Source organism: Rhizobacter fulvus (assembly GCF_964020785.1).
In genome coordinates this window covers 117,284-144,097 of the sequence record NZ_OZ224516.1, presented here as the reverse complement: position 1 = coordinate 144,097, position 26,814 = coordinate 117,284, and the positions used below count along the sequence as shown (strand labels likewise).

The following is a 26,814-nucleotide window of genomic DNA, read 5'->3' as shown; positions in this document are numbered from 1 at the left end:
GCGATGCCGGCCCCAAGGCTGGCCGTTCATTTCCCAAGGACATCTTCCATGCGAAAACGTCAACCACACACCGGCTGGCTGCTGACCCTTGCCGCGATCGGCGTGTTCCTCGCCGCGCCGGTATTGGCACAGACCAAGCCGCCCCTGCGCATCGGCGGGTGCTTCTCGGTCACCGGCCCGGCCGCCTATGCCGGTGCCGGCGCGATGAAGACGGTCGAGATGCTGGTGGAGAGCACCAACGCCGCGGGCGGCGTCGACGGCCGCAGGATCGAGTTCGTCGGCTACGACGACGAGTCCGATGCGGCGCGTGCCAACACCCTGGTCAAGCGCCTCATCGACAACGACAAGGTCCAGGTCATCATCGGCTGCTCGCTGACGGGGCCGACGCTCTCGGCGATCCCGCTGGTCGAGCGGGCCGGCATCCCGATGGTGTCGATGGGTGCGGGTGCCGCGATCGTCGAGCCCGTGAAGAAGTTCGTGTTCAAGACCATCCAGACTGATTCGATGGTGGTCAGCCGGCTCTTCAACCACATGACCGGGCGCGGCCTCAAGAGCATCGGCATCATCGCGGGCACCGACGCGTTCGGCCGCTCGTGCCTGGCCGCCGCGCAGAAGCTCGCGCCGGCCAGCGGCATCAAGATCCTGCGCGACGAGTCGTACAACCCGAAAGACACCGACATGACGGTGCAGCTGACCAAGCTGCGCCAGGAGCCGGGCCTGCAGGCGATCCTGAACTGCGGTTTCGGCGAGCCGGCGATCATTGCCACCAAGAACTACAAGCAGCTCGGCATCACGCTGCCCCACTACGGCACCCACGGGCTCGCGTCGAACGACTTCGTCCGGCTCGCCGGCGGCGCGGCAGAAGACATGGTGATGGCCAACGTGGCCATCCTGGTGTGGGAGCAGTTGCCGACGACCGATCCGCAGCAGCCTGTGGTGCAGGCTTACGTCAAGACGTATCGCGCCAAGTTCAACGAAGACCCGTCGTTCTTCGCCGGCACGGCGTACGACGCCTTCGTCGCGGTGCGTGAGGCGGTGCGGCGCAGCGGCAGCATCGATCCGGCCAGGATCCGCGACGCGATCGAGACCGGCAACGACTTCGTCGGCGTGACCGGGCGCTTCCGCATGAGCGAGAGCGACCACGTCGGCCTGAACGCCGAGTCGCTGCGCATCATCCAGGTCAAGAACGGCCGCTGGAAATTGCTGGAGTGACCCACTCGATGGACGCGGCCTTCATCCAGTTCCTGTCCTCGGGCCTGACCGAGGGTGCCCGCTATGCGCTGGTAGCGCTGGGGTTCACGCTGATCTTCAACGCCAGCGGGGCGCTCAACTTTTCGCAGGGCGAATCCGTCATGCTCGGCGGCATGACAACCGCAGTGTTGCTGCAGTCCCAGGTGCCGCTGGGCATTGCGATGCTGTTGGCGGTGGCGGTGGTGCTTTGCGTGTCGCTGCTGCTGCAGTTCCTGTTCACCCACACGCTGCGGCGTTCCGGCGTGCTGCAGGTGATCATCCTGACGGTTGCTTTCGGCATCATGCTGCGCGGGGTGGCGCACGTGCTGTGGGGCACGCAGACGCGCTCGATCCCGTCTTTCAGCGGCGGCGATCCGATCCGCATCGGCGGCGCCAGCATCCTGCCGCAGGCCATCTGGGTGATCGGCGTCACGGTGGTCGTGCTCGCGGCGCTGGCCTGGTTCTTCCGCAGCAGCCGGATCGGTCGCGGCTTCGTCGCCGCATCGCTCGACCCGGTCACCGCGCAGCTGGTCGGCATCGACGTCAAGCGCGTGCTGCTGCTCGCTTTTGCGCTGTCCGGCATGCTCGGCGCGGTCGCTGGCATCGTCACCACGCCGATCACCTACACCTACTACGACGTCGGCGTGATGGTCGGTCTGAAGGCGATCATCGCCGCCATCATCGGTGGCATGGGCAGCCCGCTGGGTGCGGTGCTCGGCGGTTTCGCGATCGGCCTGGCCGAAGCGATGACCGCGGGCTACATCTCGTCGGCCTACAAGGACGCGGTGCCGTTCGTGATGATCGTGCTGCTGTTCATGGTCAGGCCCAACGGTCTGTTCGGCAAGCCTCGTGTGGAGCGTGTCTGAATGACCAGCAACTCTTCGTCGACCACTGTGGCGGCCCTGCCCGTGGTGCCGCCGGTGGCGCGCCGCCGATGGCGCCGCGCCTTGGTGCTGGCGGCCGTGCTCGTGCTCGCCGCGTTGATGCCGGTGCTGGTGCCGAACCCGTTCTACCTGGCCGTGGCCAATCTGGTGCTGATCAACGCCGCGGTCGCGGTGTCGCTCACCTTGCTGATTGGCACCACCGGCCAGCTGAGCCTTGGACACGCGGCGTTCTTCGCCAGCGGGGCCTACCTGTCGGCGCATCTGTCGGTCGCACGCGGCTGGCCGGTGCTGCTGGCGCTGCCGTGTGCCGTGTTGGGCAGCACGCTGCTGGCCTGGGCGGTGGGCCGCTTGTTCCTGAAGCTCTCGGGTTACTACCTCGCCGTCGCCACCCTGGGCATCGGCCTGCTGCTGGGTATCGTGCTGCGCAACGAGCAGCAATTCAGCGGTGGTCCGGACGGCATGTCGGTCGGCCCGCTCGAGATCGGCCGCCACGTGCTGCATGGCGACGCCGCCTGGTACTGGTTGCTGCTCCTGGTGTTGGCGCTCGTGGTCGGCGCGGCGCTGAACCTGATGCGCTCGCCGGCCGGGCGCGCGCTGCGTGCGCTGCACGACGCCGAGATCGCGGCCACGACGATGGGGGTGGACGTGCGCAGCTACAAGGTGCGCATCTTCGTGCTGTCGGGCGCGATCGCCGGCCTGATGGGCGCGCTCTACGCCCACTACGCGGGCTTCATCACGCCGGCTTCGGCGTCGTTCGTGCATTCGGTGCAGTTTTTGATGATGGCCGTGATCGGCGGCATCGGCTCGATCGGCGGTGCGGTGCTGGGTGCGGCGATCGTGACGCTGCTGCCCAACCTGCTGGCGGGCGCGGCCGAGTACGAGACCCTCGTGGTGGGTGGCGGGCTGTTCGCCGCCGTGCTGTTCATGCCGCGCGGCATCGTGCCGACACTGCGGGATCGTTGGCGCGCACGCCGCGCCGGAGCGCACGCATGAGCAGCCTCGGATCGCAGTCGCCGGCGGCGCCCACCGGGGCCGCCGAGATCGTGCGCGTCGAAGCCTTGCACAAGGACTTCGGCGGGCCGAAGGTGCTCGAGGACGTGACGTTCTCGCTGACGCGCGGCCAGGTGCATTCCTTGATCGGGCCCAATGGTGCCGGCAAGACCACGCTGCTCAACATCGTCAGCTGCCTGTACCGGCCGAGCGCGGGAAGGGTGCTCATCGAAGGGCGCGACCTGGCGGCTCTGGCGCCGCACGAACTGGCGTCTCTGGGCGTGGCGCGCACGTTCCAGAACCTGAAGATCTGCCGCAACATGACCGTGCTCGAAAACGTGCTGCTCGGCGCCCACGTCGGCTTGCAGGGCGGATTGTGGGCGGGCATCTTCCGCCCAGCGTCGCTGGTGCGGCGTGACGACGAGCTCGGTGAGCGCGCGCGCCGGCTGATCGCGATGGTCGGGCTGGATGTCCTGCCCGAGGCGATGCCGGATGCCTTGTCGTACGGTGCGCTCAAGCGCCTCGAACTGGCCCGCGCGCTGATGAACGAGCCGACGCTGCTGCTGCTCGACGAACCGGCGGCCGGCTTGAACCCGCGCGAGAAGCTCGAGATGGGGCGGCTCATCGAGCGGCTCGCTTCGCAGCGCATCACGGTCGTGCTGATCGAGCACGACATGAAGCTGGTGATGGGCGTGTCCGACCACGTCGTGGTGCTGAACTACGGCCGCCGCATCGCCGAAGGCACACCACGCGAGGTGGCGCGCGACCCGGACGTGATCGCCGCCTACCTCGGCACCCGCCACTGAAAGCGAATCGATGCCTGCCACTGCTGCCCCTTCACCGTCCGCCGGACAGCCGCTGTTGCGCGTGAGCGCGGTCGACAGCTGGTACGGCCACATCCAGTGCCTGCACGGCGTGAGCCTGGAGGTGCTGCCCGGCCAGCTGGTGGCGCTGGTCGGCAGCAACGGCGCCGGCAAGACCACGCTGCTGAAGACGATCTCCGGGCTGCAACCCGCGCGCCATGGCAGCGTCGAGTTCGACGGCCGCGCGCTGGGTGACTTGCCGGCGTACCGCCGCGTCGGCCTCGGGATCGCGCACTGCCCGGAAGGGCGCTGCGTGTTCGGCGACCTGTCGGTCGACGAGAACCTGCGCCTGGGCGGGCAGACCCGATCGGCGGCGGACGTGGAACGTGGTCTGCAGCGCATGTACACGATGTTCCCGGTGCTCGCCGACAAGCGCGCGCAGATGTCGGGCCTGTTGTCCGGTGGGCAGCAGCAGATGCTGGCGATCGGCCGCGCGCTGATGAGCCAGCCGCGCCTGCTGCTGCTCGACGAACCGTCGATGGGGCTGGCGCCGCTGATCGTCGAGGAGGTGTTCTCGATCATCGCCGGGCTGCGCCGCGAGGGCATGACAATCCTGCTGGTCGAACAGAACGCACACGAGGCGCTGCCGCTGGCCGACCGTGCCTACGTGCTGGAAAGCGGGCGTGTCGTGCACAGCGGCGCGGGGGCCGACTTGATGAACGATCCGATGGTGCGCGAGGCCTACCTGGGGCTCGGCGTCGAACCCCTGGAGACAGCGCCATGAGTCTGTGGCTGGACCTGCTCGGCGCCACTGTGCGCTACGTCGAGACGCTGAGCTTCGGCAACATCCGCATCGTCGAGGCCGGCGCCGGCAAGCCCGAGGCGCTGTTTCTGATGCACGGCATCGGCGGCCACCTCGAGGCCTATGCGAAGAACGTGCTGGCCCTGTCGGCCCACTACCACGTCGTCGCCTTCGACTTCGTCGGCCACGGCTTGTCAGACAAGCCGCTCGACATCGACTACCTGCCCGCCACCTATGCGCGCCAGCTCGGCGAACTCATGGACGCCTTGAGCATCGCGCGCGCGCACATCTCGGGCGAGTCGCTGGGTGGCTGGGTCGCCGGCACGTTTGCGGTCATGAGCCCGTTTCGCGTCAAGCGCCTGATTCTCAACACGACCGGCGGCATCCCGATCGTCAGCGAGAAAGGCCGGCGCGACCTGCAGAACCTTGAAGAACTCAGCCGCAGGAATGTCGGCCAGGTGCCGACGATCGAGACGGTGCGCAGGCGCATGCAGTGGCTGATGCACGAATCCAACTGGCCCTTGCTCGACGACGAACTCGTCGGCTCGCGGCTGGCGATCTACCTGCGGCCCGACTTCCAGCAGGCCGCGCCGAAGGTGCTCGCGCTGCTGAAGTCGGCCGATTCCGGCGAGGGTGCGCCGGTGATGATCGAACTCGGCAGGCTGGCCTGCGACACGCTGTTCCTCTGGACGCGGTTCAACCCGATTCACGACCTCGAGGCCGCGACCGCAGCCTGCGCGCAGGTGCCCGGCGGGCAACTCCATGTGATCCGTGCCGATGCGGCGCACTGGCCGCAGTATGAGGCGCCGGCCGAGTTCAACACGGTAGTTCATCAGTTTCTGCAGACCGGCAAGGTCTGATCGTCACCTGCTGTCCCACCCTGGAGGTATCGACATGCACACCCCTGACCATGACAACGTTCGCATCCAGCCGCTGATCTGGTCCGACCGGATCAGCCAAGTCCCGAAGGAGGTGTTCGTCAGCGAGCCGTTGTTCGAACAGGAGCTCAAGACCATCTACTACGGTGACTGCTGGCACCCGGTGGCCCACGCGGGCGAACTGCCCGAAGTCGGGGACTTCAAGACCTTCGACCTCGGCCGCATGCCCTTGCTGATTGCGCGCGGCAAGGACCGCGAGCTGCGTGTGTTCCTGAACAGCTGCACCCACCGCGGCACGCAGGTGGAGACCGCGACCTGCGGCAACCGGCCGGAGTTCGAGTGCCCGTACCACCGCTGGCTGTTCGCACTCGAGGGCGACTTGGTCGGCTGCCCGGGCTCGAGGGAATTCGCGCCCGATTTCGACAAGAAGAATTTCGGCCTCAAGCAGCTGCGCACCGCCGAGTACCTGGGCCTGCTGTTCGTCACCCTGGGCGAGGCCACGCCGCCGCTGGACGAATGGCTGGGCGAGAGCATGCGCTCGACGCTGCGTGTGGTGCTCGCGGGCGATGGACGCCTGAAGCTGCTCGGCTACCAGAAGGTTCGTTACGCGGTCAACTGGAAAGCCTATAACGATAACGACGGCTTCCACGCGCCGCTGCTGCACACCGGCTTTCGGCTGCTGAACTGGCAGGGCGGGCAGGGCGCGCAGTTCATGACGCCGAATGGCCACATCGCGATCGAGGCGCAGCTCAAGCCGATCCAGAGCAGCGGCTTCCTGAAGGACCCCTCGTTGATCGAGTTCAAGGGCCAGAACCCGGAAAAGGGATCGTGCGTGGTCGAGCTGTTCCCGGTGAGCGTGCTCGTCAAGCACCTCGACGTCATCAACCTGCGCTTCGCGATCGCGCGCAGCCACGACGTGACCGAAGTGCATTACGCCTACTTCTCGCATGCCGACGACGACGAGGCGATGGTGCGCCACCGATTGCGCCAGTCGTCCAATCTGCTCGGACCCTGCGGCATGGTCAGCATGGAAGACGCGGCGATCTTCCAGCGCATCCACATCGGCAGTTTCACGCCCGGGTACGCGGAGTTCCAGAAAGGTGTCACCGGCGGCAAGGAGCCGTCGTTCGACGTCAAGCAGAACGACGAGACCGGCCAGCTGCCGAAGTGGGAGTACTACCGCAAGCTGTTGGGTTTCAAGCGGGAGGCCGAAGCATGAACGCCGACACCCTGAACGCGATCGACGCCGTGCAGACCCGGCACATCGCCGCGCTCGACGCGCAAGACATGGCCGGCTGGCTCGCGACCTTCTCGACCGACCCGGCGGCGTCGTACATCTGCATCTCGGCCGAGAACGAGCAGCGCGGCCTGTCGATCGCGCTGATGCTCGACGACAGCCGTGCGCGGCTCGAAGACCGCGTGTCCATCGTCACCAAGGTCTGGGCCGGGACTTATCAGGCCTACCGGACGCGTCACTTCTTTCAGCGCCTGGAAACCCGCGAGGCGGCCCCCGGCCGGTTCGAGGTGATGTCGAACTTCTCGATCGCGATGACGCCGGAAGGTGGCGTCTCGACCTTGCTGACCACCGGCGTCTACCGCGACCTGATCGAGGTATCGCCGGCCGGGGCGCTGCTCAGGCAGCGACGCGCCGTCTACGACGCCGACGCGTTGCCTCGCTACGTCGTGTTCCCGTTCTGAGTCCGGGGCGTTGTTGAGAAATCTCGATATTCATTCGGGTTAGCGATAATAGTCGTTACTTCGTAGATTCGAGACACTGCCGTCCGCAGCAAGGCTCGTCCGAACGAGGCGTACACCGTCAAAAACAGGCTGCTCTGTTTGTTTTATCGCGCCAACCTGCCATCCACACACTGGCGCTGACGCCACAAGGAGACAAGATGACCGTTTACGACCGCACCGCCATTGCTGCCGCGCTGGCCGTCGCCTGTGCACTTCCGTTGCCCGCTGCCGCTCAGGGCAAGGACATCAAGGTGGGCTTGCTGCTGCCGTTCTCCCAGGTCTTCGCGGTGTACGGCGAGGCCGTCAAGGAAGGCTTCGACCTGGCGATCGAGGAGGCAGGTGGCCAGGCAGCCGGACGCAAGATCGTCGTCCTGAAGGAAGACAACAAGGAAGACCCGAAGGTCACGCTGCAACTGGTGCGGCGCTACACCAAGGACGACAACGTCGACTTCATGGTCGGCCCGATCGCGTCCCATGTGGTCGCCGCGATCCGCGACGAGGTCGACCGCTCCAAGACCTTTCTGCTCGTGGCCAACGCCGGCAACAACGAGGTGACCGGCAAGAACTGCAGTCCGTACATCGTGCGCACCTCGTTCTCGAACTGGCAGGTGAACCATTCGATGGGCCAGTACGCGGCGGAGAACCTGGGCAAATCGGCGCTCACCGTGGCCTCCAACTATGACTCCGGGCGGGAGCAGGCCGGGGCGTTCCGCGAAGGCTTCATGCAGAAGGGCGGCAAGGCGCCGCTGGAAGAGTGGCCGGCGTTGGGCACGGCGGATTTCACGCCGATCATCACCAACATCCGCGCCAAGCAGGCCGAGATCGACATGGTCTGGGGGTTCCTGGCGGGCAGCGCGGCGCCCCGCTTCATCACGCAGGTCACCCAGGCCGGCGTGCGCGGCCCGAAGTTGAAGGTGGTCGTGCCGATCTACGGCGCCGACGAACTGTTCTTTCCGGCGATGGGGGACGCCGCCGTCGGCGTGATGGTCAGCGGCCACTACATGGCCAGCCTCGAGACCCCGCGCAACCGCGCGTTCCAGGCGCGCTTCCAGGAGAAGTACGGCAAGGTCGCTCACGTCATGCACGTGCAGGGCTACGACACCGCCAAGCTGATGCTCGCGACCATCGAGGCGCTGAAGGGCGACCTGAGCGACAAGGCCAAGGTCCGCAAGACGCTGACGACCCTGCAGGTCGACAGCCCACGCGGCTACTTCCGGATCGACCCGCGCACTGGCAACGTGGTGCAGAACATCTACATCGGCGAAGTCATCAAGCGCGCCGACGGCACGCTCGGCCACAAGATCCTGAAGACCTACGAACAGGTCACCGACAAGGGCGAGGGCTGCGCGCTCTGACACAAGAGGGGCTCGCGCCGCACTCCGAATCACTGCCCCGCACATCATGCAGATCATCGTTGAACAGGTTCTGAACGCCCTGCAGATGGGGGTCCTGCTGTTCCTGATCGCCTCGGGGCTGTCGCTCGTCTTCGGGCTGATGCACGTCGTCAACCTGGCGCACGGCGCGCTGTACATGGTCGGCGCCTACTTCGGCATCACGATCGCGCGCGGGCTGGGCAATTTCTACCTCGCCCTGCTGTTCGCGCCGCTGCTCACCGCGATGCTGGGCGTGCTGCTCGAGCGCACGCTGCTGGCGCGCACCTACGGGCGCGGCATGTACCCGCAGGTGCTGCTGACGCTCGGGCTGGTGTTCGCTTTCGACGAACTGGTGCGCATCATCTGGGGCGCGCCGATCCAGACCCTGGCGTTGCCGCCCGGACTCGAAGGCACCGTCGCCCTGGCGGGTGCCTCGGTGCCGGTGTATCGGGTGCTGGTCGTGGTCATCGGCGCCGTGGTCATCACCACCTTGCTGCTGGGCTTCGGTCGCACACGCCTGGGGGCGATGGTGCGCGCCGGTGTCGACGACCGCGAGATGGCCGCGGCCCTGGGCATCGACGTCACTCGTCTCTTTAGCGGCGTGTTCGCGGTGGGCTCGGCGCTGGCCGGCCTGGCGGGCGTGCTCTCGGTGCCGATCTTCAATGCCTTTCCCGGCATGGGCAGCGAGATCCTGATCTCCGCGCTGGTGGTGGTCGTGGTCGGCGGCATGGGCTCGCTGGCCGGCGCGCTGATCGCGAGCCTGCTGATCGGTGCGGCCACCGTCGTCGGCCAGATCTACGCGGCCGAGTTCTCGACCGCGGTGATCTATTTCGTGCTCGTCGTGGTGCTGCTGGTGCGGCCGCAGGGCCTGATGGGAATCGCGCGATGACCAACATCCGTCACTGGCCGACGCTGGCCGTGCTGGCAGCGGCCTTGGCCCTGCCGCACTTCACCCGCGGCACGCAGACCGAGTTCGCGACCGAGATCATGATCACCGGCATGTTCGCGCTCAGCCTGAACATCCTGATCGGACGGCTCGGGCTGATCAGCTTCGGCCATGGGCTGTTTCTCGGCGTCGGCGCCTACCTGGCCGGGTTCATGCTGCGCCACCTGTCCGAGAACCTGTTCCTGCTGCTGGCGGCGGCGCTGGTCGTCGGCATCCTGGTCTCGGCGCTGGTCGGCGCGATGGTGCTGCGGCTCGGTGGCGTGGGCTTCGTGATGATCACGATCGCGTTCTGCCAGCTGTTCTACGTGCTGATCCTGTCGACGCAGACCTGGTCGGGCGGGATCAACGGCATCCCGTCGATCCCGCGACCGAAGCTGTGGCCGGGCACCGACCTGCCGGCCTGGCTGTCGCTGGACAGCGAGTTCACGTTCTACTACGTCGCGCTGATCGGGTTGGTGCTGTTGGTGTTCGGTCTGAAGCGGCTGGACGCTTCGCCGCTGGGTTCGGTTTTTTCCGGCATCCGCCAGAACGCTGCGCGAATGCGCGCACTCGGCTATCCGGTGCGCCGCTTCCAGCTGATCGGCTTCGTGATGGCCGGCTCGATCGCGGCGGTGGCGGGTGCCTTGCAAGCCAGCCTGTTCAACCTGGTCGATCCGTCGCTGCTGTTCTGGACCACCTCGGGTGAGGTCATCCTGATGGTGATCCTGGGCGGCGTGGGCGCCCTGTATGGACCACTGGTCGGCGCGGCCCTGTTCCTTGCGCTGTTCCACTACCTGGGCACGCTGACCGACCACTGGCGGCTCGTGCTCGGCATTGTCTTCGTCGTGGTCGTGCTGTACGCCCCGAACGGTCTGGTGCCGCTGGTGATGAATGCGCTCGGGCGTTGGCGCGGCACGAAGCCGAGCACCCGCGGTGCTGCCGCGGCGCTGCCCGAGGAGGCGGCGTGACGGCCGCCGCGCTGCTCGAGACCCGCGGGCTCACGCTGGCCTATGGGCGCTTCCTGGCCCTCAATGGCGTCGACCTGAAACTCATGCCGGGCAAGCGCTACGGTGTGCTCGGGCCGAACGGCGCCGGCAAGACGACGCTGCTGAACCTGCTGACCGGAACCTTGCGCGCGACCTCGGGTTCGATCCACTTCGACGGCGTCGACATCACGGCGCTGCCCGCCGAGCGGCGCAGTCACCTCGGCATCGGCCGCAGCTTCCAGAAGACCAGCATCTTTCCGGAGTTCACGGTGGCCGAGAACGTGCGCATGGCAGTGCAGTCGCGCGAGCCGACCCGGGCCTACAACTTCTGGTCACCGCGTGGGCGCGACCACCACTTCGACGAACGCGCCGCGGCCTGCGTCGACAAGGTCGGCCTTGCGGCCAAGGCACAGGTGCCGGCGACCGACCTGTCCTATGGCGAGCTGCGCCAGCTCGAGATCGCGCTGGCGCTGGCGACCGAGCCACGCCTGTTGCTGCTCGACGAGCCCACCGCCGGCATGAGCGAGGAAGAGACGCACGATGTGGTCGACATGCTGCGCGCGAGCCTGCCAGCGTCGCTCACCCTGGTGATCATCGAGCACGACCTGAAGGTGATCGAGGGGCTGACCGATCACGTGTTCGTGTTCGAGCAGGGCGCCTTGTTCGAGCAAGGCTCACCGGCCGAGATCCGCGCCAGCGAGCGGGTGCAGAAGATCTACTTCAAGGGGCGCACGCTTGCTTGAGCTGAAAGACATCCGCGCCGCCTACGGTGCCACGCCGGTGCTGCACGGCATCAGCCTGCGCGCCGACGCATCGAACTTCCTCGGCCTCGTCGGCCGCAACGGCGTGGGCAAGACGACGACGCTGCGCAGCATCGTCGGGCTGATGCCGCTGACCGCCGGTGACGTCCTGTTCGACGGTGTGTCGCTCGTCGGTCGCGCCACGCACGACATCGCGCGCCTGGGTGTGGCCTACGTGCCCGAGAACCGCGGCGTGTTTCCGTCGCTGACGGTGATGGAGAGCCTGACGCTGGGCGCGCGCCCGCGCCGCGACGGCCCGGTCGGCTGGACCCTGGAACGCGTGCTCGAGATCTTTCCGCGCCTCGGCGAACGCCGGCGCAACCGCGGCGATGCGCTGTCGGGTGGTGAGCAGCAGATGCTGGCGATCGGCCGGGCCTTGCTGACCAACCCCCGGCTGCTGATCCTCGACGAACCGACCGAAGGCCTGGCGCCGCTGATCGTCGAGGAGATTCAGTCGGTGCTGCGCTCGCTGCGCGGCAGCGGCATGGCGCTGATCGTCGTCGACCAGAACCTCGACACGGTGTTCAACGTCGCCGACGAAGTCGCGGTGATGTCGCGCGGGGCGGTCGTGGCGCGGGGGCCGAGCGCGAAAGTGCGTGCCGATCATGAGCTGCTGAACCACTACCTCGGGGTGTGACCTCGCACGCCTCGGTCCTGATCATTCCGCCTCTCGCGCCGCACGCCGGGCGAGGCACCTACTCCCGCAAGGCAACAGGAGAAGCCCGATGAAAGATATCTCCAAGGTCATCAAGCTGCACGTCGACAACGAGCGCCAGCTGTTCAAGGTGCCGCGCACCTCGTTCGTTGACACCAACGTCTTCGAGGCCGAACGCGATGCAATTTTCAACCGCTGCTGGCTCTACCTCGGCCACGCGTCCGAACTCGCCAAACCGGGCCAGTTCGTCACGCGCACGGTGGCCGGGCGCAACGTCATCTTCAACCGCGATGCCGGCGGCACGATCAACGCCTTCATGAACACCTGCCCGCACCGCGGCGCCACGGTGTGCCGCGACCGCTCGGGCACGGCCAAGAACTTCCAGTGCTTCTATCACGGCTGGGTGTTCGGCAACGACGGCAAGCTCAAGGACCAGCCGGGCAAGGAGTCGTACTGCGAGGGCTTCAACGATGAAGGCGGCGCGAACCTCGTGACGGCACCTCGCCACGAGGAATACCGCGGCTTCCATTTCATCGCCTTCGACAAGGACATCGTCGATCTGCCCACCTACCTGGGCAACGCGCGCGAGTACATCGACCTGGTGGCCGACCAGTCCGAAGTCGGCATGGCGATCGTCGGCGGCACGCAGGAATACAGCCTGCGCGCCAACTGGAAACTGCTGGTCGAGAACAGCATCGACGGCTACCACGCCTCGACCACGCATGCCAGTTACCTCGACTACCTGAAAGGCACGGTCGGCTCACTCTCGCCGGTGCCGCTGGTGGGCCACGGGCGCGACCTGGGCAACGGCCACGCCGTGATCGAGTACACCGCGCCCTGGGGCCGCCCGGTCGGGCAGTGGATCCCGGCCTGGGGCGATCAGGGCAAGGCCGACATCGAGCAGATCATCGCCGGGCTGACGCAGCGCTTCGGCACCGAACGCGCCCAGCGCATCGCGCTGAAGAACCGCAACCTGCTCATCTTCCCGAACCTGGTCATCAACGACATCATGGCGGTCACGGTGCGCACCTTCTACCCGCTGGCGCCGAACTTCCTCCACGTCAACGCTTGGGCGCTCGCACCCACCGAAGAAAGCGACTGGTCGCGCAAGTCGCGTCTCGAGAACTTCCTCGAATTTCTCGGCCCGGGCGGCTTCGCGACGCCCGACGATGTCGAAGCGCTGCAGCAGTGCCAGACCGGCTACGAGAACGTGCGCGAGGCGGGCTGGAACGACATCTCCAAGGGCATGGGCAAGGCGCAGCCGGCAATGGACGACGAGATCCAGATGCGCGCCTTCTGGACCGAGTGGAATTCGCGCCTGACACGCGCCAACGCCGCCGCCTGAGGAGCCACCGACATGCAGACCTTCACCCGCCCCGAGATCGAAGACTTTCTTTTCCACGAAGCGGCGCTGCTCGACGACTGGCGCCTCGACGAATGGCTGGCGCTGTTCACCGACGACGCGCGCTACGAAGTGCCGTCGACCGACCTGGCCAAGGACGCCACGCCCGACCGCAACCTGTTCTACATTGCCGACGATGCGTTCCGCCTCGGCGAGCGCGTCAAACGGCTGCAGAAGAAGACCGCCTTCTCCGAGTACCCGCGCTCGAAGACGCGGCACCTCGTCAGCAACGTGCGCATCCTCGACTCGGGCGCCGACGGCTGCCGCGTCGCCACCGCCTTCGTGACCTACCGCACCAAGGGCGGTCACACCGACACCTACATCGGCAGCAGCGAGTACGCGCTGGTGCGCCAGGCATCCGGCCTGCGCATCCGCAAGAAACGCTGCGTGCTCGACCTCGATTCGCTGCGCCCGCAGGGGCGCGTGAGCATCCTTCTCTGACGGAGACGACCATGAGCATGCCCTTCCGATACCGCAAGCTGGGCTACGTTGCGCTGAACGTGACCGACCTCGACCGGTCGGCCGCGTTCTACACCGACACCGTCGGTCTCGACGCCTCCGAGCCGGTGGCGGGCGGGCCGGCGTTTCTGCGCTGCGGCAGCGACCACCACCACGTCGTGCTGTACCCGGCCCAGGCGCCGGGCCTCAAGCGGGTCGCGTTCGAGCTCGAGAGCCGCGCCGAGATGGAGCATGCGCGCAAGCACCTCGCCAGCCTCGGCCTCGCCGTGGAGGACATCGATGCCGAGGAACGCGCGGCGCTGCGCCAGGGCGACGGCCTGCGTTTCGTCGAGCCGAACTCCGGGCTGACGATGGAGTTCTACACCCGCGTGCTGCAGATGGCGCTGCCGTTCCGCCAGAGCCTGACCAAGATCGTGCGGCTCGGCCACGTGGTGCTGTCGGTCGAACGCTTCGACGAGATGGCGGCGTACCTGACGGCGAATCTCGGCTTCGCGATTTCGGACTTCGTCGAAGGCCGCTTCGCGTTCATGCGCTGCCAGCCCAACCCGCTGCACCACTCGTTCGCGATCGGGCGCTCGATCGAGGGCAACCACCTGAACCACATCAATTTCATGGTCAGCGACATCGACGACATCGGCGTCGCGATGAACCGGCTCAACAAGGCCGAGGTGCCGATCGTCTTCGGGCCGGGCCGGCACAAGCCCTCGGGCAGCATCTTCCTGTACTTCCTCGATCCCGACGGCATGACCGTCGAGTACAGCTTCGGCATGGAGGAGTTCCCCGAGAAGGGCGCGCGCGAGGCGCGCATGCTCGAAGCGCATCCGTCGGCGCTCGACACTTGGGGCAGCGTGCCCAAGCCGGCGTTCGGCAAGGTGGGCGCGATCGAACGCCGGGTGCCGGCATGAGCGGCGCCGCGCAGGCCGCGCCTTGGGCAACGCGCGCGAAGCCGCACGAAGGCCGCGTCGCGATCGTGACCGGCGCGGCGCGCGGCATCGGCCTGGAAATCGCGTTGCGCCTGGCGCGCGACGGCGCCCGGCTGGCGCTGGCCGACGCCGATACTGCCGGTCTGGCGGCCAGTGCGCAGGCCGTGCGCGCGCTCGGCGTCGAGGTCATCACCGAAGCCGGCGACCTGGCGCAGGAGTCCGTCGCCAACACGCTGATCGCCAGCACGCTGGCCGCGTTCGGCCGCATCGACATCCTCGTCAACAACGCCGGCGGCGGCGTGATCCTGCCGTTCCTCGAACACACGCCGCAAACGCTGAAGCAGACCATCGACCGCAACCTCTGGACCGTGATCTGGTGCTGCCGCGCGGCGCTGCCGACGATGAAGCAACAGCGCTACGGGCGCATCGTCATCCTCGGTGCCGATTCGGTGATGAGCGGGCTCTGGGACCACGCTGCCTACAACGCCGCCAAGGGCGGCGCGCACGGTCTGACCACCGGGCTGGCGCGCGAGTTCGCACGCGACGGCATCACGGTGAACACGGTGGCGCCGTGCGCGGTCAGCACGCCGCAGCTGGTCGAGCTGAACACCAAGGACCCGGCATTGGTGGACCGCTTCGTCAGCATCATCCCGATGGGCCGGGCCGCCGAGATGGCCGAGGTCGCATCGATGGTGAGCTACGTGGCCTCGACCGAGGCCTCGTTCGTCACCGGCCAGGTGATCAGCGTCAACGGCGGCAGCACGATGCCGTGATGGCGTCCACCGACACTGCCGGGTCGAGCGACTGGCCGCGGGTCGGCCTGTTGCTGATGTGCGGCGTGTTCGCCGCCACCCAGGTCGGCAAACTGCCACCGGCGATGATTGCACTGCGCGAGCAGTACGGTGCCAGCCTGGTCCAGCTCGGCTGGATCACTTCGATCGTCAACCTGACCGCGGCTGTGATCGGTCTGGCCGCCGGGCTGCTGGCCGACCGCATCGGGCGCCGCAACATTCTCAAGCTCGGCCTGCTGGCGCTCGGCGTCGGCGCCTTGCTGGGCGCGCTCAGTCGGGGCATCGGCATGCTGTTCGCGTCGCGCATCGTCGAGGGCCTGGGCTTCGTCTGCATCGTGGTTTCGGCGCCAGCGCTGATGCGCGAAGCCGCGGCGCCGTCCCGGCTGAAGCTGGCGCTCGGGCTGTGGAGCAGCTACATGGCGCTGGGCATGACGACGATGCTGCTGCTGGCGCCGCAGCTGATGGGCGTGCTCGGCTGGCGCGGCGGCTGGTGGGTCGGCGTGCTCGGTGCTGCCGTGCTGCTGGCGCTGACGCTGTGGGCCTTTCCCGCGGACGATCGCGTTGCCGCTGCCGAGCAGACCCCGGCCGGACTGTTGCGCGGCCTCCAGTCGGGCACACCCTGGCTGCTGGCCGGCTGCTTCACCGTCTACACCTTGCAGTGGATGACGATGATGGTGTGGCTGCCGACCTTCCTGCAGGACGAACTCGGCTTCGGGCTCGCGCGCGCTACCACCTTCGTCGCGGTCGTCATCATCGTCAACGCACCGGGCGCGTTGCTGGGCGGGTGGCTCTCCGGCCGCGGTGTCGCACCGGCGCTGCTGGTGCTGGTGTCGGGCCTCGTGATGGGGCTCGCCGGCTGCGGCGCATTCGTCGTCGCCGCCGACCCGCTGCTGCGCCTGCTGCTGTGCATTGCGTTCTCGTTCGTCGGTGGCGTGCTGCCGGCCGCGATCTACGCCTGCCTGCCGGCGGTCGCGGCGCCACGCCAGAACTTCGGCTCGGTCAACGGCCTGGCGGTGCAGGCCTCGAACCTCGGCGCCTTGCTCGGGCCACCGCTGGCGGCAGCGCTGGTCGGCGTGGGCGGTTGGCACGGCGTGGGCTGGGCCTATCTCGCGACCGCGGCGGTCTCGGCACTGCTCATCCTGCGGGCGGCGAAAGCGCCGGAGTTGCGCGCACTCGGCGAAACGAAGGCCGTCCATGGCTGATGCCCCGGTGGCCCGCAGCGCGCGTCGGGGCCCACCGCTGTCGGCGGTGCCGAGGTCCAGGCGCACGCAGGCCGTGCGCAGCGGCGAGATGAAACGCCGCATCCTCGATGCGGCCTTCGAGGTGCTGAAGGAGCGCGGCTTCGCCGGCTTCACGACACCCGAGGTCGCGCGGCGCGCGGGCGTGTCGCGTGGCGCGCAGGTGCACCACTTCCCGAGCAAGCATGACCTGGTGACGGCCGCGATGGAGCACGTGTTCGGCATCGCGCTGGCCGATGGCCTGCGGCTCGCCGAGGCCGCGAAGCGCTCGGGGCGGCCGGTCGAGGCGCTGATCAGCGACGCCCAGGCCTTCTACTTCAGCGACTACTTCTTCGTCGGCCTGGACATGCTGCTCGCCGGCGGCAAGGATCCGGCGCTGAAAGAGGCCGGCATTCGCGTCGTGCGCAACTACCGCCGCCCGGTCGAGCAGCAGTGGCTCGCCGTGATGCAGGAACTCGGACTGCCGGCCCGGATCAGCGAGGACTTGCTGCTGCTCACTGTCAGCCTGGTGCGCGGCTTCGGCATCCGCCAGCTGTGGTCGGCGGAGCCCGAGCGCGTGGCGGGTCTGCTCACGCTGTGGCAGGACATGATCGACACCTATGTCGCGGCGAAGGTGCCTGCGAAGGCCTCTGCGGCTCAGGCTGCCACGCCCCCCGGAAAGCAAACCCGAGCCTGACATGACCACCCACGACAGCATCGACATTCACACCCATGTGGTCCCGGCCGAATTCCCGCCCTACCTCGGGCAGCGGCTTGGCGTGCGTTGGCCGTCGATGGCGCCGGCGCAGGCGTGCCACCGCCATGTGATGCTCGACGCCAAGGTCTACCGCACGGTGTCGCACCAGTGCTGGGACTGCCAGGTGCGCCTGGCCGACATGGACACGATGCAGATCGGCCGGCAGGTGTTGTCGCCGATGCCCGAGCTGCTGTCGTACTGGCTCGCGGGCGACGATGCCGCGGTGCTGACGCGCTTCCTGAACGAGGCCATCGCCGGCATGGTGCAGCAGGCACCGGCACGCTTCATCGGCCTCGGCGCCGTGCCGCTGCAGGACGTCGAGCGCGCGATTGGCGAACTCGACCACGCCATTCACCAATGCGGCCTGGCCGGCGTCGAGATCGGCAGCAACATCGACGGCGTCAGCATCGGCGATGCGCGCTTCCTGCCCTTCTTCAAAGCGGCCGAGCGCTGGGGCGCGGCGATCTTCGTGCATGCGCTGCGGCCCGCCGGCATGGACCGCTTGGTCGGTCCGCCGATCCTCGAGCAGGCGCTGGCGTTCCCGGGCGAGGTGGGGCTGGCCGCGGCCTCGCTGCTGACCGGCGGCACGCTGGCGCGCTGCCCGCGGCTGCGCATCGCGTTCAGCCATGGCGGCGGCACGCTGGCGCAGTTGCTGCCGCGCCTGCAGCACGCCTGGGAGAGTTTTCCGGCGCTGCGTGAAGCCATGCCGACGGCACCGCGCGTCGGCGCGCGCGCCATGTACTACGACGACCTCGTCTACGACGCGGCCACGATCGACTACCTGCTGCAGACCTTCGGCGCCACCCAGCTGATGCTCGGCAGCGACTACCCGTTCGCGATCATGGACAAGGCGCCGGTCGGGCGCGTGCAGGCGCTGCAGCTGGACGATTCGGTCAAGCGTCAGCTCCGGCACGGCAATGCCGAACGATGGCTGGGCGCCGCTTCTGCGGTACTGGAAAACCCCGGTGCAGAATGATGACTTTTCTGTAAATATCGAGATTATGGTTAATCTATGGAGATTGTCTCGTGACCTCGGCTAGCTTGGCGATCAGGCCGCGCGACCGCGCGAAGGTCGGTATCGTGATCGGCGATCCCTGCGGCATCGGTCCCGAGGTGGTGGTCAAGGCTTGGGCGAGCGGGCAGCTGCATGCGCTTTGCCGTCCGGTGCTGATCGGCAGTGCCGCCGCAGTGCGGCAGGCGATCGACCAGGGAGGCGTCAATGCGAAGCTGCGTGTCATCGATGCACCCGAGCGCATGTCGGGGCGGGCGGGCACGATCGACATCATCGACTCGGGCGCGCTGGATCCGGCCGACATCACGCTTGGCGAAGACAACCTGGCCTGCGGCCGCGCCACCGGGGTCTGGCTCGACGAGGCCGACAATCTGGCGCGTGCGGGCCGGTTGCAGGCCACCGTGATGGGACCGATCAGCTCCGGCGCGATGCAGATGGCGGGCGTGCTCGACCGGGTCGTGCAGGTCAGGCCCGGGCACAGCTATCTGCTGCTGGTGTCGGGTGCGCTGCGGGTGGCGCACCTGACCGACCACGTCGCGCTACGCGAGGTCTCCGGGCTGATCACCGCCGACCTGATCGAGTCGGCGCTGCGCACGCTCGACGGCGTGCTCCGGCAGTGGGGAATGGCCAGCCCGCGCATTGCGGTCGCGGGCTTCAATCCGCATGCCAAGGGCGCCGAAGAAGAGCAGCACATGACGCCGGGCATCGACCGGGCGCGTGCCGCCGGGGTCGATGTCACCGGCCCCGTGAGTCCCGACACGGTGTTTCGCCACTGCATCGAGGGTCGTTTCGACATCGTGCTGGCGATGTACCACGACCAGGGCCACATCGCGATCAAGACCGCTGCCTTCGCCGGCAACGTCGCGGTCATCCTCGGCCCGCCGTACCCGCATGTGACGGTTGCGCACGGCACCGCCTACGACATCGTTGGCCGCGGCATTGCCGACCACTCGATGATCCTGAACGCCATCGTGACCGCCGGCTCGCTGGCCGCCGGGCGCGCCTTCCCGACCCTGCACTGACATGTCAGCTGCCCTTGCCGACCGAGAGGACCGCTGCGTGAGCGACTCCAAGACCATGACCTTCATCGCCCGCATCGACGACGTCGAGGCGGGCTACGCCCTTCAGGTGCCCGTCGAAGGCCGCGAACCGGTGGCACTGGTGCGCCTGGACGAAGGCTATTTCGTCATCGACGACACCTGCACCCATGGTGCGGCGTCGATGTCCGAGGGCGACATCATCGGCTGCGAGATCGAGTGCCCGTTCCACAGCGGCCGCTTCGACATCCGCACCGGCGCGGCCACCGCGTTCCCGTGCGTCAAGGCACTGATGATCTACCCGGTCAAGATCGAAGGCGACGAGGTCTACGCGGCACTGGACGCGGGTACGCGTGCCGACGAATCCACTTAATCAAGGAGCCCCCCATGGACGCTGCACCCCGAACCCTGCTCGACGACGTCGTTCACCACGAAGACGGGCTGCGCGCCGTCGATCGGCGCATCTTCGTCGACCCCGAGATGTTCGAGCTCGAGCAACGCCAGATCTGGGAAAAGGTCTGGGTCTACGTCGCGCACGAGAGCCAGCTGCCCAAGCCCAAGGACTACATCACCGGCTGGATCGGGCGCGCGCCGATCGTCATCAACCGTGACAAGACCGGCAAGCTGAATGCGTTCGTCAACATCTGCTCGCACCGCGGCGCGACGCTGTGCCGCACCTCGAAGGGCAACGCCAGCACCTTCGTGTGCTCGTTCCACGGCTGGGCTTACGACGGCCAGGGCAAGCTGCTGGCGGCCATGAACGAAGAGGGCGCCGGCTACCCCGAAAGCTTCGACAAGAGCAAGCGCGGCCTGACCCGGGTGCGGCTTGAGAACTACCGTGGCTTCCTGTTCGCAACGCTGAACAAGGACGCCGAACCGCTGACGGACTATCTGGCCGAGGCCAAGACCTTCATCGACATCGTGGTCGAGCAGTCGCCCCAGGGCATCGAGGTGCTCAAGGGCCGGTCGGTCTACACCTACGAGGGCAACTGGAAGCTGCAGGCGGAGAACGGCGTCGACGGCTACCACGTCGATTCGGTCCACGCCAACTACGTGCAGATGATCAAGAACCGCGCCAAGATCAACGCCGAGGGCAAGGCGCTGAAGGTCATGGCGGTGGGCGACTTCAACCGCTTCCGCGGCGGCTACTACGACCTGGGCAACGGTCACACGATGTTGTGGTCGAGCGTCTCCAACCCGCAGGACCGGCCGATCTATGGCCGCCGCGAGGAACTCGCGGCCAGCATGGGCAAGGAGAAGGCCGACTGGGCCGTCAACCGCTCGCGCAACCTGGGCATCTACCCGAACATGTTCCTGATGGACCAGATGGGCACGCAGATTCGCATGTTCCGCCCGCTGTCGGTCGACAAGACCGAGGTCACGATCTACTGCTTCGCGCCGGTCGGCGAACCGGCGGTCGAACGCAGCAAGCGCATCCGCCAGTACGAGGACTTCTTCAACGCCTCGGGCATGGCCACGCCCGATGACCTGACCGAGTTCAACGAGACACAGAAGGGCTGCAACCACTACAGCGTGGTGCGCTGGAGCGACATGTCGCGCGGCCAGGTGCACGAGGTTCCCGGCGCCGACGACCTCGCGGTCGGGCTCGGCATCACGCCCGGCAGCAGCGGCGCGAAGGCGTCCGACGAAGGCATCTTCATCGCCCAGCACGGGCGCTGGGCGGAGCTGATGAAGGCCGGCTCGAACGGGAGCGAACGATGAGCGACGCGGCAACGCTGCACAGCGTCACGGACTTCCTGTACCGCGAGGCGGAGTACATCGACGCGCGCCGCTGGGACGACTGGCTCGCGCTGTTCGATCCCAAGGCCGAGTACTGGATTCCGTCGTGGGACTCGGAAGACGAATACACCAGCGACCCGCAGAACGAGGTCTCGCTGATGTATTACGGCGACCGCACCGGCCTCGAAGACCGTGTTTTCCGGCTGCGCACCGGGCGCTCGGCGGCATCGACACCGCTGCCGCGCACCTGCCACATGGTGTCGAACGTGCGCGTGACACCGGGTGCCGACGGCACCTGCGCGGTCAAGGCCAACTTCGTCACTCACCTGTTCAAGCGCAACGTCTCGCAAAGCTTCTACGGGCACTACGAGTACCTGCTGGGCCGTCAGGGCGAGGACTGGTGCATCCGCAAGAAGAAGATCCTGGTACTCAACGACCTGATCGAGACCGTGCTCGACATCTACAGCGTCTGAGGCCGAGGCAGTCATGGTCACAGCCGCAGCCGGCAGCAAGAGGCGCACGCGCTCCGCAGTGCGCCAGCGATTCGAGGGCAAGACCGCCGTGGTCACCGGCGCGGCCCAGGGCATCGGCCGAGCGGTGGCGCTGGCGATGGCCGCCGAGGGCGCGCATGTCGTTCTGGTCGACCGCTCGAAGATCGTCGAGGAAGTCCGCGACGAGGTGCTGGCCTTGGGGGGCAGGGCCAGCGCGCTGCGCGCCGACGTCGAGCAGTACGCGGCCTGCAGGAAGCTGATGGCCAAGGCGGCGGGACTCGACGGGCGCATCGACGTGCTGGTCAACAACGTCGGCGGCACGATCTGGGTCCAGCCCTTCGCGCAGTATCGCGAAGAGCAGATCACGGCCGAGATCAACCGCTCGCTGTTTCCGACGCTGTGGTGCTGCCACGCGGTGCTGCCATACATGATCAAGCAAGGCGCGGGCAGCATCGTCAACGTCTCGTCCACCGCCACCCGCGGCATCCACCGAGTGCCGTATTCGGCGGCCAAGGGCGGGGTCAATGCCCTGACGGTATGCTTGGCTTGGGAGTATGCGGAGCAGGGCATTCGCGTCAACGCGGTGGCCCCGGGCGGCACCGATGTCGGGCCGCGGCGCATCCCGCGCAACACCGAAACCATGGACGAGCGGCAGCGCGGCTGGTACCAGGCGATCGTCGACCAGACCATCGATTCCACCTTCGTCAAACGCTACGGCACGCCCGACGAGCAGGCGGCGGCGATCCTGTTCCTGGCTTCCGACGAAGCCTCCTATGTCACGGGTGTGACCTTGCCGGTGGCTGGCGGCGACCTCGGCTGACCGCCCCGGACGATCACTCGGCGGTGCCCGGGGCTTCGGCGATCGGCACGGCCACTGGAGGCTTGCGCAGCAGCGCGATCAGCGGGATGCCGATCAGGCCCACCCACATCATCAGCCTGAAGTCCTCGAGGTAGGCGAGCATCGCCGCCTGCCGGCCGACTTCGGCGTTCAGCGCCAGCAGACCCGCCTCGCTCGACAGGTCGTGCGCGCCGGCTTCCACCGCCTGCCGGAGCGGCAAGCTGAAGGGGTTGATGTGCTCGGCCAGCACCGCGTGCCCGGCCTGGGTGTTCTGGGCCAGCAGCGCCACCATGGCCGAGATGCCGATGCTGGCGCCGATGTTGCGTATCAGGCTGAACAGCGCCGCGCCCTCGTTGCGAAAGCGCGGCGCCAGGGTCGAGAAGGCGACCGTCGACAGCGGCACGAACACGAAGCCCAGACCCAGGCCCTGGACGATGCCGGTGCGCGCAACGTCCCAAGCACCGATGTCGGCGTTGAACTGCGTCATCTGGTGCATCGCCAGGCTCGTCAGCGCCATGCCGGTCAGCAACTGCCAGCGCAGGTCGAGCACGCCCGACAGGCGCCCGACGATAAGCATCGCAACCATCGTGCCGACGCCGCGCGGCACCAGCAGATTGCCGACGTCGATCACCGGGTAGCCCAGCAGGTTGTGCAGGAACGGCGGCAACAGCGCCATGGTGCCGAACAGGATGGCGCCCATGAAGAAGATCAGCAGCAGGCCGACGCTGAAATTGCGGTCCGCGAACAAGCCCGGCTCGATGAACGGGTGCGCGTGGGTGAACATGTGGGCCAGGAAGAGGTAAAAGGCCAAGCCGGCGAGCACGGCTTCGGCGACGATCTCCGGGCTCGCGAACCAGCCCAGCGATTCGCCGCGGTCCAGCATCATCTGGAACGCGCCGATGGCCAGCGCGAGCAGCCCGAAGCCCAGCCCGTCGAAGCGGCGCGAACGGTCCAGTGGCGTCTCCGGCACAAAGCTTGCCAGGCCGAGCCAGGTCAGGATGCCGACCGGCAAGTTGATGTAGAACACCCAGCGCCAGCTCAGGTGCTCGGTCAGCCAGCCGCCGAGCGACGGGCCCAGGATCGGGCCGACCATCACGCCGACGCCCCACAAGGCCATGGCCGACGCGTGGCGCTCGCGCGGATGGCTGTCGAGCAGCACGGCCTGCGACAGCGGCACCAGGCAGGCGCCGAACACGCCCTGCAGCAGCCGAAAGCCCACGAGCTGGTTCAGGTTCTGGGCCGCGCCGCACAGCATCGACGCGATCGTGAAGCCGACCACCGACCACATGAAGACGCGCTTGCGCCCGAGGCGTCCCGACAGGAAGCCGGTCAGCGGCATGCAGATCGCCGCCGCCACGATGTAGGAGGTGAGCACCCAGGCGATCTGGTCCTGGGTCGCCCCCATCGCGCTTTGCATTTGCGGCAGTGCCACGTTGGCGATGGTGGTGTCGACGGCCTGCATGATGGTGGCCAGCATCACCGAGACGGTGACCAGCACCGGGTGGGTGACCCGGGGGCTGGCGGCAGCCGCGCTCACGACCACGTCACCAGCCGGCTGGCATCGACAGGCCGAAGAGCTCGCGCCGCTGGCCGGTGGCGATCGTGGCGGTCGCACTGAGGCCCGCGCGCAGCGGCGGCTGGCCGGCCGCAGCATCGAGCCGGATGCGAACCGGCACCCGCTGCACGACCTTGACCCAGTTGCCGGTGGCGTTCTGGGCCGGGATCAGCGCGAACTCGGCCCCGGTGGCCGGGCTCAGGCTGTCGACCGTGCCGAGCCAGGTCACGCCCGGGTAGCTGTCGACGCGCACGCGCGCCGCCTGCCCGGAACGAATGTGCGTCAGATCGGTCTCGGTGAAGTTGGCTTCGACCCAGGGCGTGGTGCTGACCACCAGGGCCATCGCGACACTGCCGACGCTGACGAACTGACCGAGCCGGGGCGGTTTGCTGGCAATGCCCGGCAACGCGGCACGGATCTCGGTGCGCGCGAGATCGAGCCGCGCACGCTCGAGTTCGGCGTGCGCGGCGCGGATGCTCGGATGCCGATCGGCAGGCGCGTTGGCGCTGCCGCCCAAGGTCACGGCGATGCGCTGCAGTTCCTGTTCGAGGACGCTGATCTGCTGCCCGGCCAGCGCGCTGGCCTGACGCGCGTCGTCGAAGCGAGACGCAGAGACAAAGCCACGCGCCACCAGCTCGGCCTGGCGTTGCTGCTCCTGCTGCGCGAACGACAAGCGGGTCCGGGCGACGACGATCTCCGCCTGCTTCTGGCGGTGGCCCGCGCCCAGCGCCGCCAGGTCGACGCGCGCCTGAGCCAGCCGCGCTTCGGCCTCGGCCACCGCCACGCGGAACGGCGTCGGGGCCAGCCTGAACAGGACCTGGCCCGGCACGACCGCTTCGTTCTCGCGCACCAGCACCTCGGCGACGATGCCCGCGACCTCGGCGCTGACGGCGACCTTGTCGGCCTTGACATAGGCGTTGTCGGTCTCGACATCGCGCCCGCCACGCAGGTAGAAGGCCAGCAGCAGCGCGACGCCGAACAGCGGGATCAACACCATCAGGATCACCCGCCGCCGCGGCCGCCTCGTGCGGGCGGGCGGCTTGCCGGGGGCGGCCTCCGGTGCGATCGGCTCGTCGCTCCCAGCGGGCGAAGGCGGTGTGTCGGGCGTGCCCGATGCACCCGGCGAAACCCCTGGATTCGGGGAACTCACGATCGGGGCCAGAGCACCCGCCAGATGCCCTGCGCCGTCGCGCAGACCTTGCCGTCTTCGCTGATGAACTGGCCCTCCGCGAACGCGGTGCCGCGCCCGAGGCGCACAACCCGCCCGCGTGCCTCGAAGCTGTCGCCGCGGGCCACGTCGAGATAAGTCATCGTCAGCGTGATCGTGAAGGTTCGCAGCTCGCGCACGTCGACCGATCGGGCGTCCGGCAGCTCGAACAGCCCCGAGATGATCGAGTAGCCCAGCGCACCGTCGCACATGTAGGCGATGACGCCACCGTTGAGCACCTTGGCCGCGTCGCCGCCCGCGCCGCCGCCGCGCTGAGTCGGGCCGGCCTGAGGCAGGCGGATCGTGACCTCGCCCGCGCCGCGCTCTTCGACGAGCAGGCCTTGCGCGCGCATGAACGCGTCCTCGTTCCAGCCACGCTTGATGGTGGCGATGACGTTGCGGTTGTCGGCTTGGTCCATGGGCGGTCCGGTGGTGGAGGGGTGGCACGAGCTTTCGAAGCTGCCAAACTAACACTTGTTATGTTATCCTGAACACGTTCTCACCGAAACCGAAGGAGCCCTCGAACATGTCCGATCAGCCGCCGGTTCGCCTGGACGTCGACGCCGATGGCATCGCCACGCTGACCCTCAACCGCCCCGACCAGCTCAATGCCTTCGACCTGAAGATGATCGAAGCCTGGCGCGCGGCGCTCGAGTCTGCCGAGGCTGACGAACGGGTCAAGGTCATCGTCGTCACCGGTGCCGGCCGCGCGTTCTGCGCCGGCGGCGACTTCGAGGAGATGGCCAAGTTCAGCGAGATGGACAGCCTGGAGCGCAAGAACTTCCTGTTCCGCAACGTGCACCGCATTCCGCTGGCGCTCGAGCGCATGGACAAGCCGGTCATCGCCGCGATCAACGGCGCGGCGCGCGGCGCCGGCCTCGACATGGCGCTCATGTGCGACATCCGCCTGATGGCGCAGTCGGCCACGCTGGCCGAAACCTACATCAACATCGGCCTGATGGCCGGCGACGCCGGCTCGTGGTTTCTGCCGCGCCTGATCGGGAGCGCCCGCGCACTCGAGCTGTTCTGGACCGGCCGCGTCGTCGGCGCCGAAGAGGCCGAGCGCATCGGCATGGTCAACCGCAGCGTGCCCGATGCCGAACTCATGAGCGCCACCTACGAGCTGGCGCGCACGATCGCGTCCAAGCCGCAGCAGGCGATTCGTTTCTTCCGGCGCGCGGTCTACCAGAGCCAGACGATGGCGCTCGCCACCCACCTTGACATGGTGTCGTCGCACATGGCCGTGCTCGAAGACACGCCCGAGCACCGCGCCGGCATCGCCGCGTTCCGCACCCGGGCGCGCGGCGCCAAGTAGCCCGTCG

29 protein-coding genes are annotated in these 26,814 nt (G+C 67.8%); 26 read left to right on the top strand and 3 right to left on the bottom strand.

Annotated features, from left to right (window positions below):
* Positions 1–48: 48 nt before the first annotated feature.
* The 25 genes from ACWH49_RS00685 (at position 49) to ACWH49_RS00565 (ending at position 22,712) form a co-directional block, all read left to right on the top strand.
* Positions 49–1,212, top strand: a complete 1,164-nt coding sequence (locus ACWH49_RS00685; protein ID WP_448169690.1) for an ABC transporter substrate-binding protein — start codon at positions 49–51, stop codon at positions 1,210–1,212.
* Positions 1,209–2,096, top strand: a complete 888-nt coding sequence (locus ACWH49_RS00680) for a branched-chain amino acid ABC transporter permease (protein ID WP_448169689.1) — start codon at positions 1,209–1,211, stop codon at positions 2,094–2,096. The genes ACWH49_RS00685 and ACWH49_RS00680 overlap by 4 nt, the downstream gene beginning before the upstream one ends.
* The gene (locus ACWH49_RS00675; protein ID WP_448169688.1) at positions 2,097–3,107 is read left to right on the top strand and encodes a branched-chain amino acid ABC transporter permease; all 1,011 of its coding nucleotides are present in this window, start codon (positions 2,097–2,099) and stop codon (positions 3,105–3,107) included.
* Positions 3,104–3,910 carry an ABC transporter ATP-binding protein gene (locus tag ACWH49_RS00670; protein WP_448169687.1) on the top strand — a complete coding sequence of 269 codons (807 nt, stop codon included), beginning with the start codon at positions 3,104–3,106 and terminating at the stop codon, positions 3,908–3,910. The genes ACWH49_RS00675 and ACWH49_RS00670 overlap by 4 nt, the downstream gene beginning before the upstream one ends.
* Before the next feature lie 52 nt (positions 3,911–3,962).
* Positions 3,963–4,691 carry an ABC transporter ATP-binding protein gene (locus ACWH49_RS00665; RefSeq protein WP_448174280.1) on the top strand — a complete coding sequence of 243 codons (729 nt, stop codon included), beginning with the start codon at positions 3,963–3,965 and terminating at the stop codon, positions 4,689–4,691.
* On the top strand, positions 4,688–5,569 hold the full coding sequence (locus tag ACWH49_RS00660; RefSeq protein ID WP_448169686.1) for an alpha/beta fold hydrolase: 882 nt from the start codon (positions 4,688–4,690) through the stop codon (positions 5,567–5,569). The genes ACWH49_RS00665 and ACWH49_RS00660 overlap by 4 nt, the downstream gene beginning before the upstream one ends.
* 34 nt (positions 5,570–5,603) lie before the next feature.
* Positions 5,604–6,806, top strand: a complete 1,203-nt coding sequence (locus tag ACWH49_RS00655) for an aromatic ring-hydroxylating oxygenase subunit alpha (RefSeq protein WP_448169685.1) — start codon at positions 5,604–5,606, stop codon at positions 6,804–6,806.
* The gene (locus tag ACWH49_RS00650; protein ID WP_448169684.1) at positions 6,803–7,285 is read left to right on the top strand and encodes an aromatic-ring-hydroxylating dioxygenase subunit beta; all 483 of its coding nucleotides are present in this window, start codon (positions 6,803–6,805) and stop codon (positions 7,283–7,285) included. Before ACWH49_RS00655 ends, ACWH49_RS00650 begins: the two co-directional genes overlap by 4 nt.
* 197 nt (positions 7,286–7,482) lie before the next feature.
* Positions 7,483–8,679 (top strand): ABC transporter substrate-binding protein, encoded by a 1,197-nt coding sequence (locus ACWH49_RS00645; protein ID WP_448169683.1) that lies wholly within the window; start codon positions 7,483–7,485, stop codon positions 8,677–8,679.
* 46 nt (positions 8,680–8,725) lie between these two features.
* Positions 8,726–9,586 (top strand): branched-chain amino acid ABC transporter permease, encoded by an 861-nt coding sequence (locus ACWH49_RS00640; RefSeq protein ID WP_448169682.1) that lies wholly within the window; start codon positions 8,726–8,728, stop codon positions 9,584–9,586.
* Positions 9,583–10,590: a branched-chain amino acid ABC transporter permease gene (locus ACWH49_RS00635; RefSeq protein ID WP_448169681.1), complete on the top strand. Its 1,008-nt coding sequence runs from the start codon at positions 9,583–9,585 to the stop codon at positions 10,588–10,590. Before ACWH49_RS00640 ends, ACWH49_RS00635 begins: the two co-directional genes overlap by 4 nt.
* Positions 10,587–11,351: an ABC transporter ATP-binding protein gene (locus ACWH49_RS00630; protein WP_448169680.1), complete on the top strand. Its 765-nt coding sequence runs from the start codon at positions 10,587–10,589 to the stop codon at positions 11,349–11,351. Before ACWH49_RS00635 ends, ACWH49_RS00630 begins: the two co-directional genes overlap by 4 nt.
* Positions 11,344–12,045 (top strand): ABC transporter ATP-binding protein, encoded by a 702-nt coding sequence (locus ACWH49_RS00625; RefSeq protein WP_448169679.1) that lies wholly within the window; start codon positions 11,344–11,346, stop codon positions 12,043–12,045. Before ACWH49_RS00630 ends, ACWH49_RS00625 begins: the two co-directional genes overlap by 8 nt.
* Before the next feature lie 88 nt (positions 12,046–12,133).
* Positions 12,134–13,408 (top strand): aromatic ring-hydroxylating oxygenase subunit alpha, encoded by a 1,275-nt coding sequence (locus ACWH49_RS00620; RefSeq protein WP_448169678.1) that lies wholly within the window; start codon positions 12,134–12,136, stop codon positions 13,406–13,408.
* A 12-nt stretch (positions 13,409–13,420) separates the two neighbouring features.
* Positions 13,421–13,906 (top strand): aromatic-ring-hydroxylating dioxygenase subunit beta, encoded by a 486-nt coding sequence (locus ACWH49_RS00615; RefSeq protein ID WP_448169677.1) that lies wholly within the window; start codon positions 13,421–13,423, stop codon positions 13,904–13,906.
* Positions 13,907–13,917: 11 nt separating this feature from the next.
* Complete coding sequence (locus ACWH49_RS00610) at positions 13,918–14,829, top strand: VOC family protein (protein ID WP_448169676.1); 912 nt, start codon at positions 13,918–13,920, stop codon at positions 14,827–14,829.
* On the top strand, positions 14,826–15,620 hold the full coding sequence (locus ACWH49_RS00605) for an SDR family oxidoreductase (RefSeq protein ID WP_448169675.1): 795 nt from the start codon (positions 14,826–14,828) through the stop codon (positions 15,618–15,620). The genes ACWH49_RS00610 and ACWH49_RS00605 overlap by 4 nt, the downstream gene beginning before the upstream one ends.
* Positions 15,620–16,840, top strand: coding sequence for an MFS transporter (locus ACWH49_RS00600; RefSeq protein ID WP_448169674.1), 1,221 nt, complete (start codon positions 15,620–15,622; stop codon positions 16,838–16,840). Before ACWH49_RS00605 ends, ACWH49_RS00600 begins: the two co-directional genes overlap by 1 nt.
* The gene (locus ACWH49_RS00595) at positions 16,833–17,552 is read left to right on the top strand and encodes a TetR/AcrR family transcriptional regulator (protein WP_448169673.1); all 720 of its coding nucleotides are present in this window, start codon (positions 16,833–16,835) and stop codon (positions 17,550–17,552) included. The genes ACWH49_RS00600 and ACWH49_RS00595 overlap by 8 nt, the downstream gene beginning before the upstream one ends.
* 1 nt (position 17,553) lies before the next feature.
* The gene (locus tag ACWH49_RS00590; RefSeq protein WP_448169672.1) at positions 17,554–18,588 is read left to right on the top strand and encodes an amidohydrolase family protein; all 1,035 of its coding nucleotides are present in this window, start codon (positions 17,554–17,556) and stop codon (positions 18,586–18,588) included.
* Between the two features lie 50 nt (positions 18,589–18,638).
* Positions 18,639–19,646, top strand: coding sequence for a PdxA family dehydrogenase (locus ACWH49_RS00585; RefSeq protein ID WP_448169671.1), 1,008 nt, complete (start codon positions 18,639–18,641; stop codon positions 19,644–19,646).
* 37 nt (positions 19,647–19,683) lie between these two features.
* Positions 19,684–20,034, top strand: a complete 351-nt coding sequence (locus tag ACWH49_RS00580) for a non-heme iron oxygenase ferredoxin subunit (RefSeq protein WP_448169670.1) — start codon at positions 19,684–19,686, stop codon at positions 20,032–20,034.
* Positions 20,035–20,048: 14 nt separating this feature from the next.
* Complete coding sequence (locus ACWH49_RS00575; RefSeq protein WP_448169669.1) at positions 20,049–21,383, top strand: aromatic ring-hydroxylating oxygenase subunit alpha; 1,335 nt, start codon at positions 20,049–20,051, stop codon at positions 21,381–21,383.
* Positions 21,380–21,874, top strand: coding sequence for an aromatic-ring-hydroxylating dioxygenase subunit beta (locus ACWH49_RS00570; RefSeq protein WP_448169668.1), 495 nt, complete (start codon positions 21,380–21,382; stop codon positions 21,872–21,874). Before ACWH49_RS00575 ends, ACWH49_RS00570 begins: the two co-directional genes overlap by 4 nt.
* 13 nt (positions 21,875–21,887) lie before the next feature.
* Complete coding sequence (locus ACWH49_RS00565; RefSeq protein ID WP_448169667.1) at positions 21,888–22,712, top strand: 1,6-dihydroxycyclohexa-2,4-diene-1-carboxylate dehydrogenase; 825 nt, start codon at positions 21,888–21,890, stop codon at positions 22,710–22,712.
* 13 nt (positions 22,713–22,725) lie between these two features.
* Here the strand turns inward: ACWH49_RS00565 and ACWH49_RS00560 are convergent, their stop codons facing one another.
* The 3 genes from ACWH49_RS00560 to ACWH49_RS00550 form a co-directional block, all read right to left on the bottom strand.
* Complete coding sequence (locus tag ACWH49_RS00560; protein WP_448169666.1) at positions 22,726–24,267, bottom strand: DHA2 family efflux MFS transporter permease subunit; 1,542 nt, start codon at positions 24,265–24,267, stop codon at positions 22,726–22,728.
* 7 nt (positions 24,268–24,274) lie between these two features.
* On the bottom strand, positions 24,275–25,282 hold the full coding sequence (locus tag ACWH49_RS00555; protein WP_448169665.1) for an HlyD family secretion protein: 1,008 nt from the start codon (positions 25,280–25,282) through the stop codon (positions 24,275–24,277).
* Between the two features lie 149 nt (positions 25,283–25,431).
* Positions 25,432–25,911 carry a PaaI family thioesterase gene (locus ACWH49_RS00550; protein WP_448169664.1) on the bottom strand — a complete coding sequence of 160 codons (480 nt, stop codon included), beginning with the start codon at positions 25,909–25,911 and terminating at the stop codon, positions 25,432–25,434.
* A gap of 107 nt (positions 25,912–26,018) precedes the next feature.
* On the opposite strand from ACWH49_RS00550, the gene ACWH49_RS00545 reads away from it, so the two are divergent.
* Positions 26,019–26,807, top strand: a complete 789-nt coding sequence (locus ACWH49_RS00545) for an enoyl-CoA hydratase/isomerase family protein (protein ID WP_448169663.1) — start codon at positions 26,019–26,021, stop codon at positions 26,805–26,807.
* Positions 26,808–26,814: the final 7 nt, after the last annotated feature.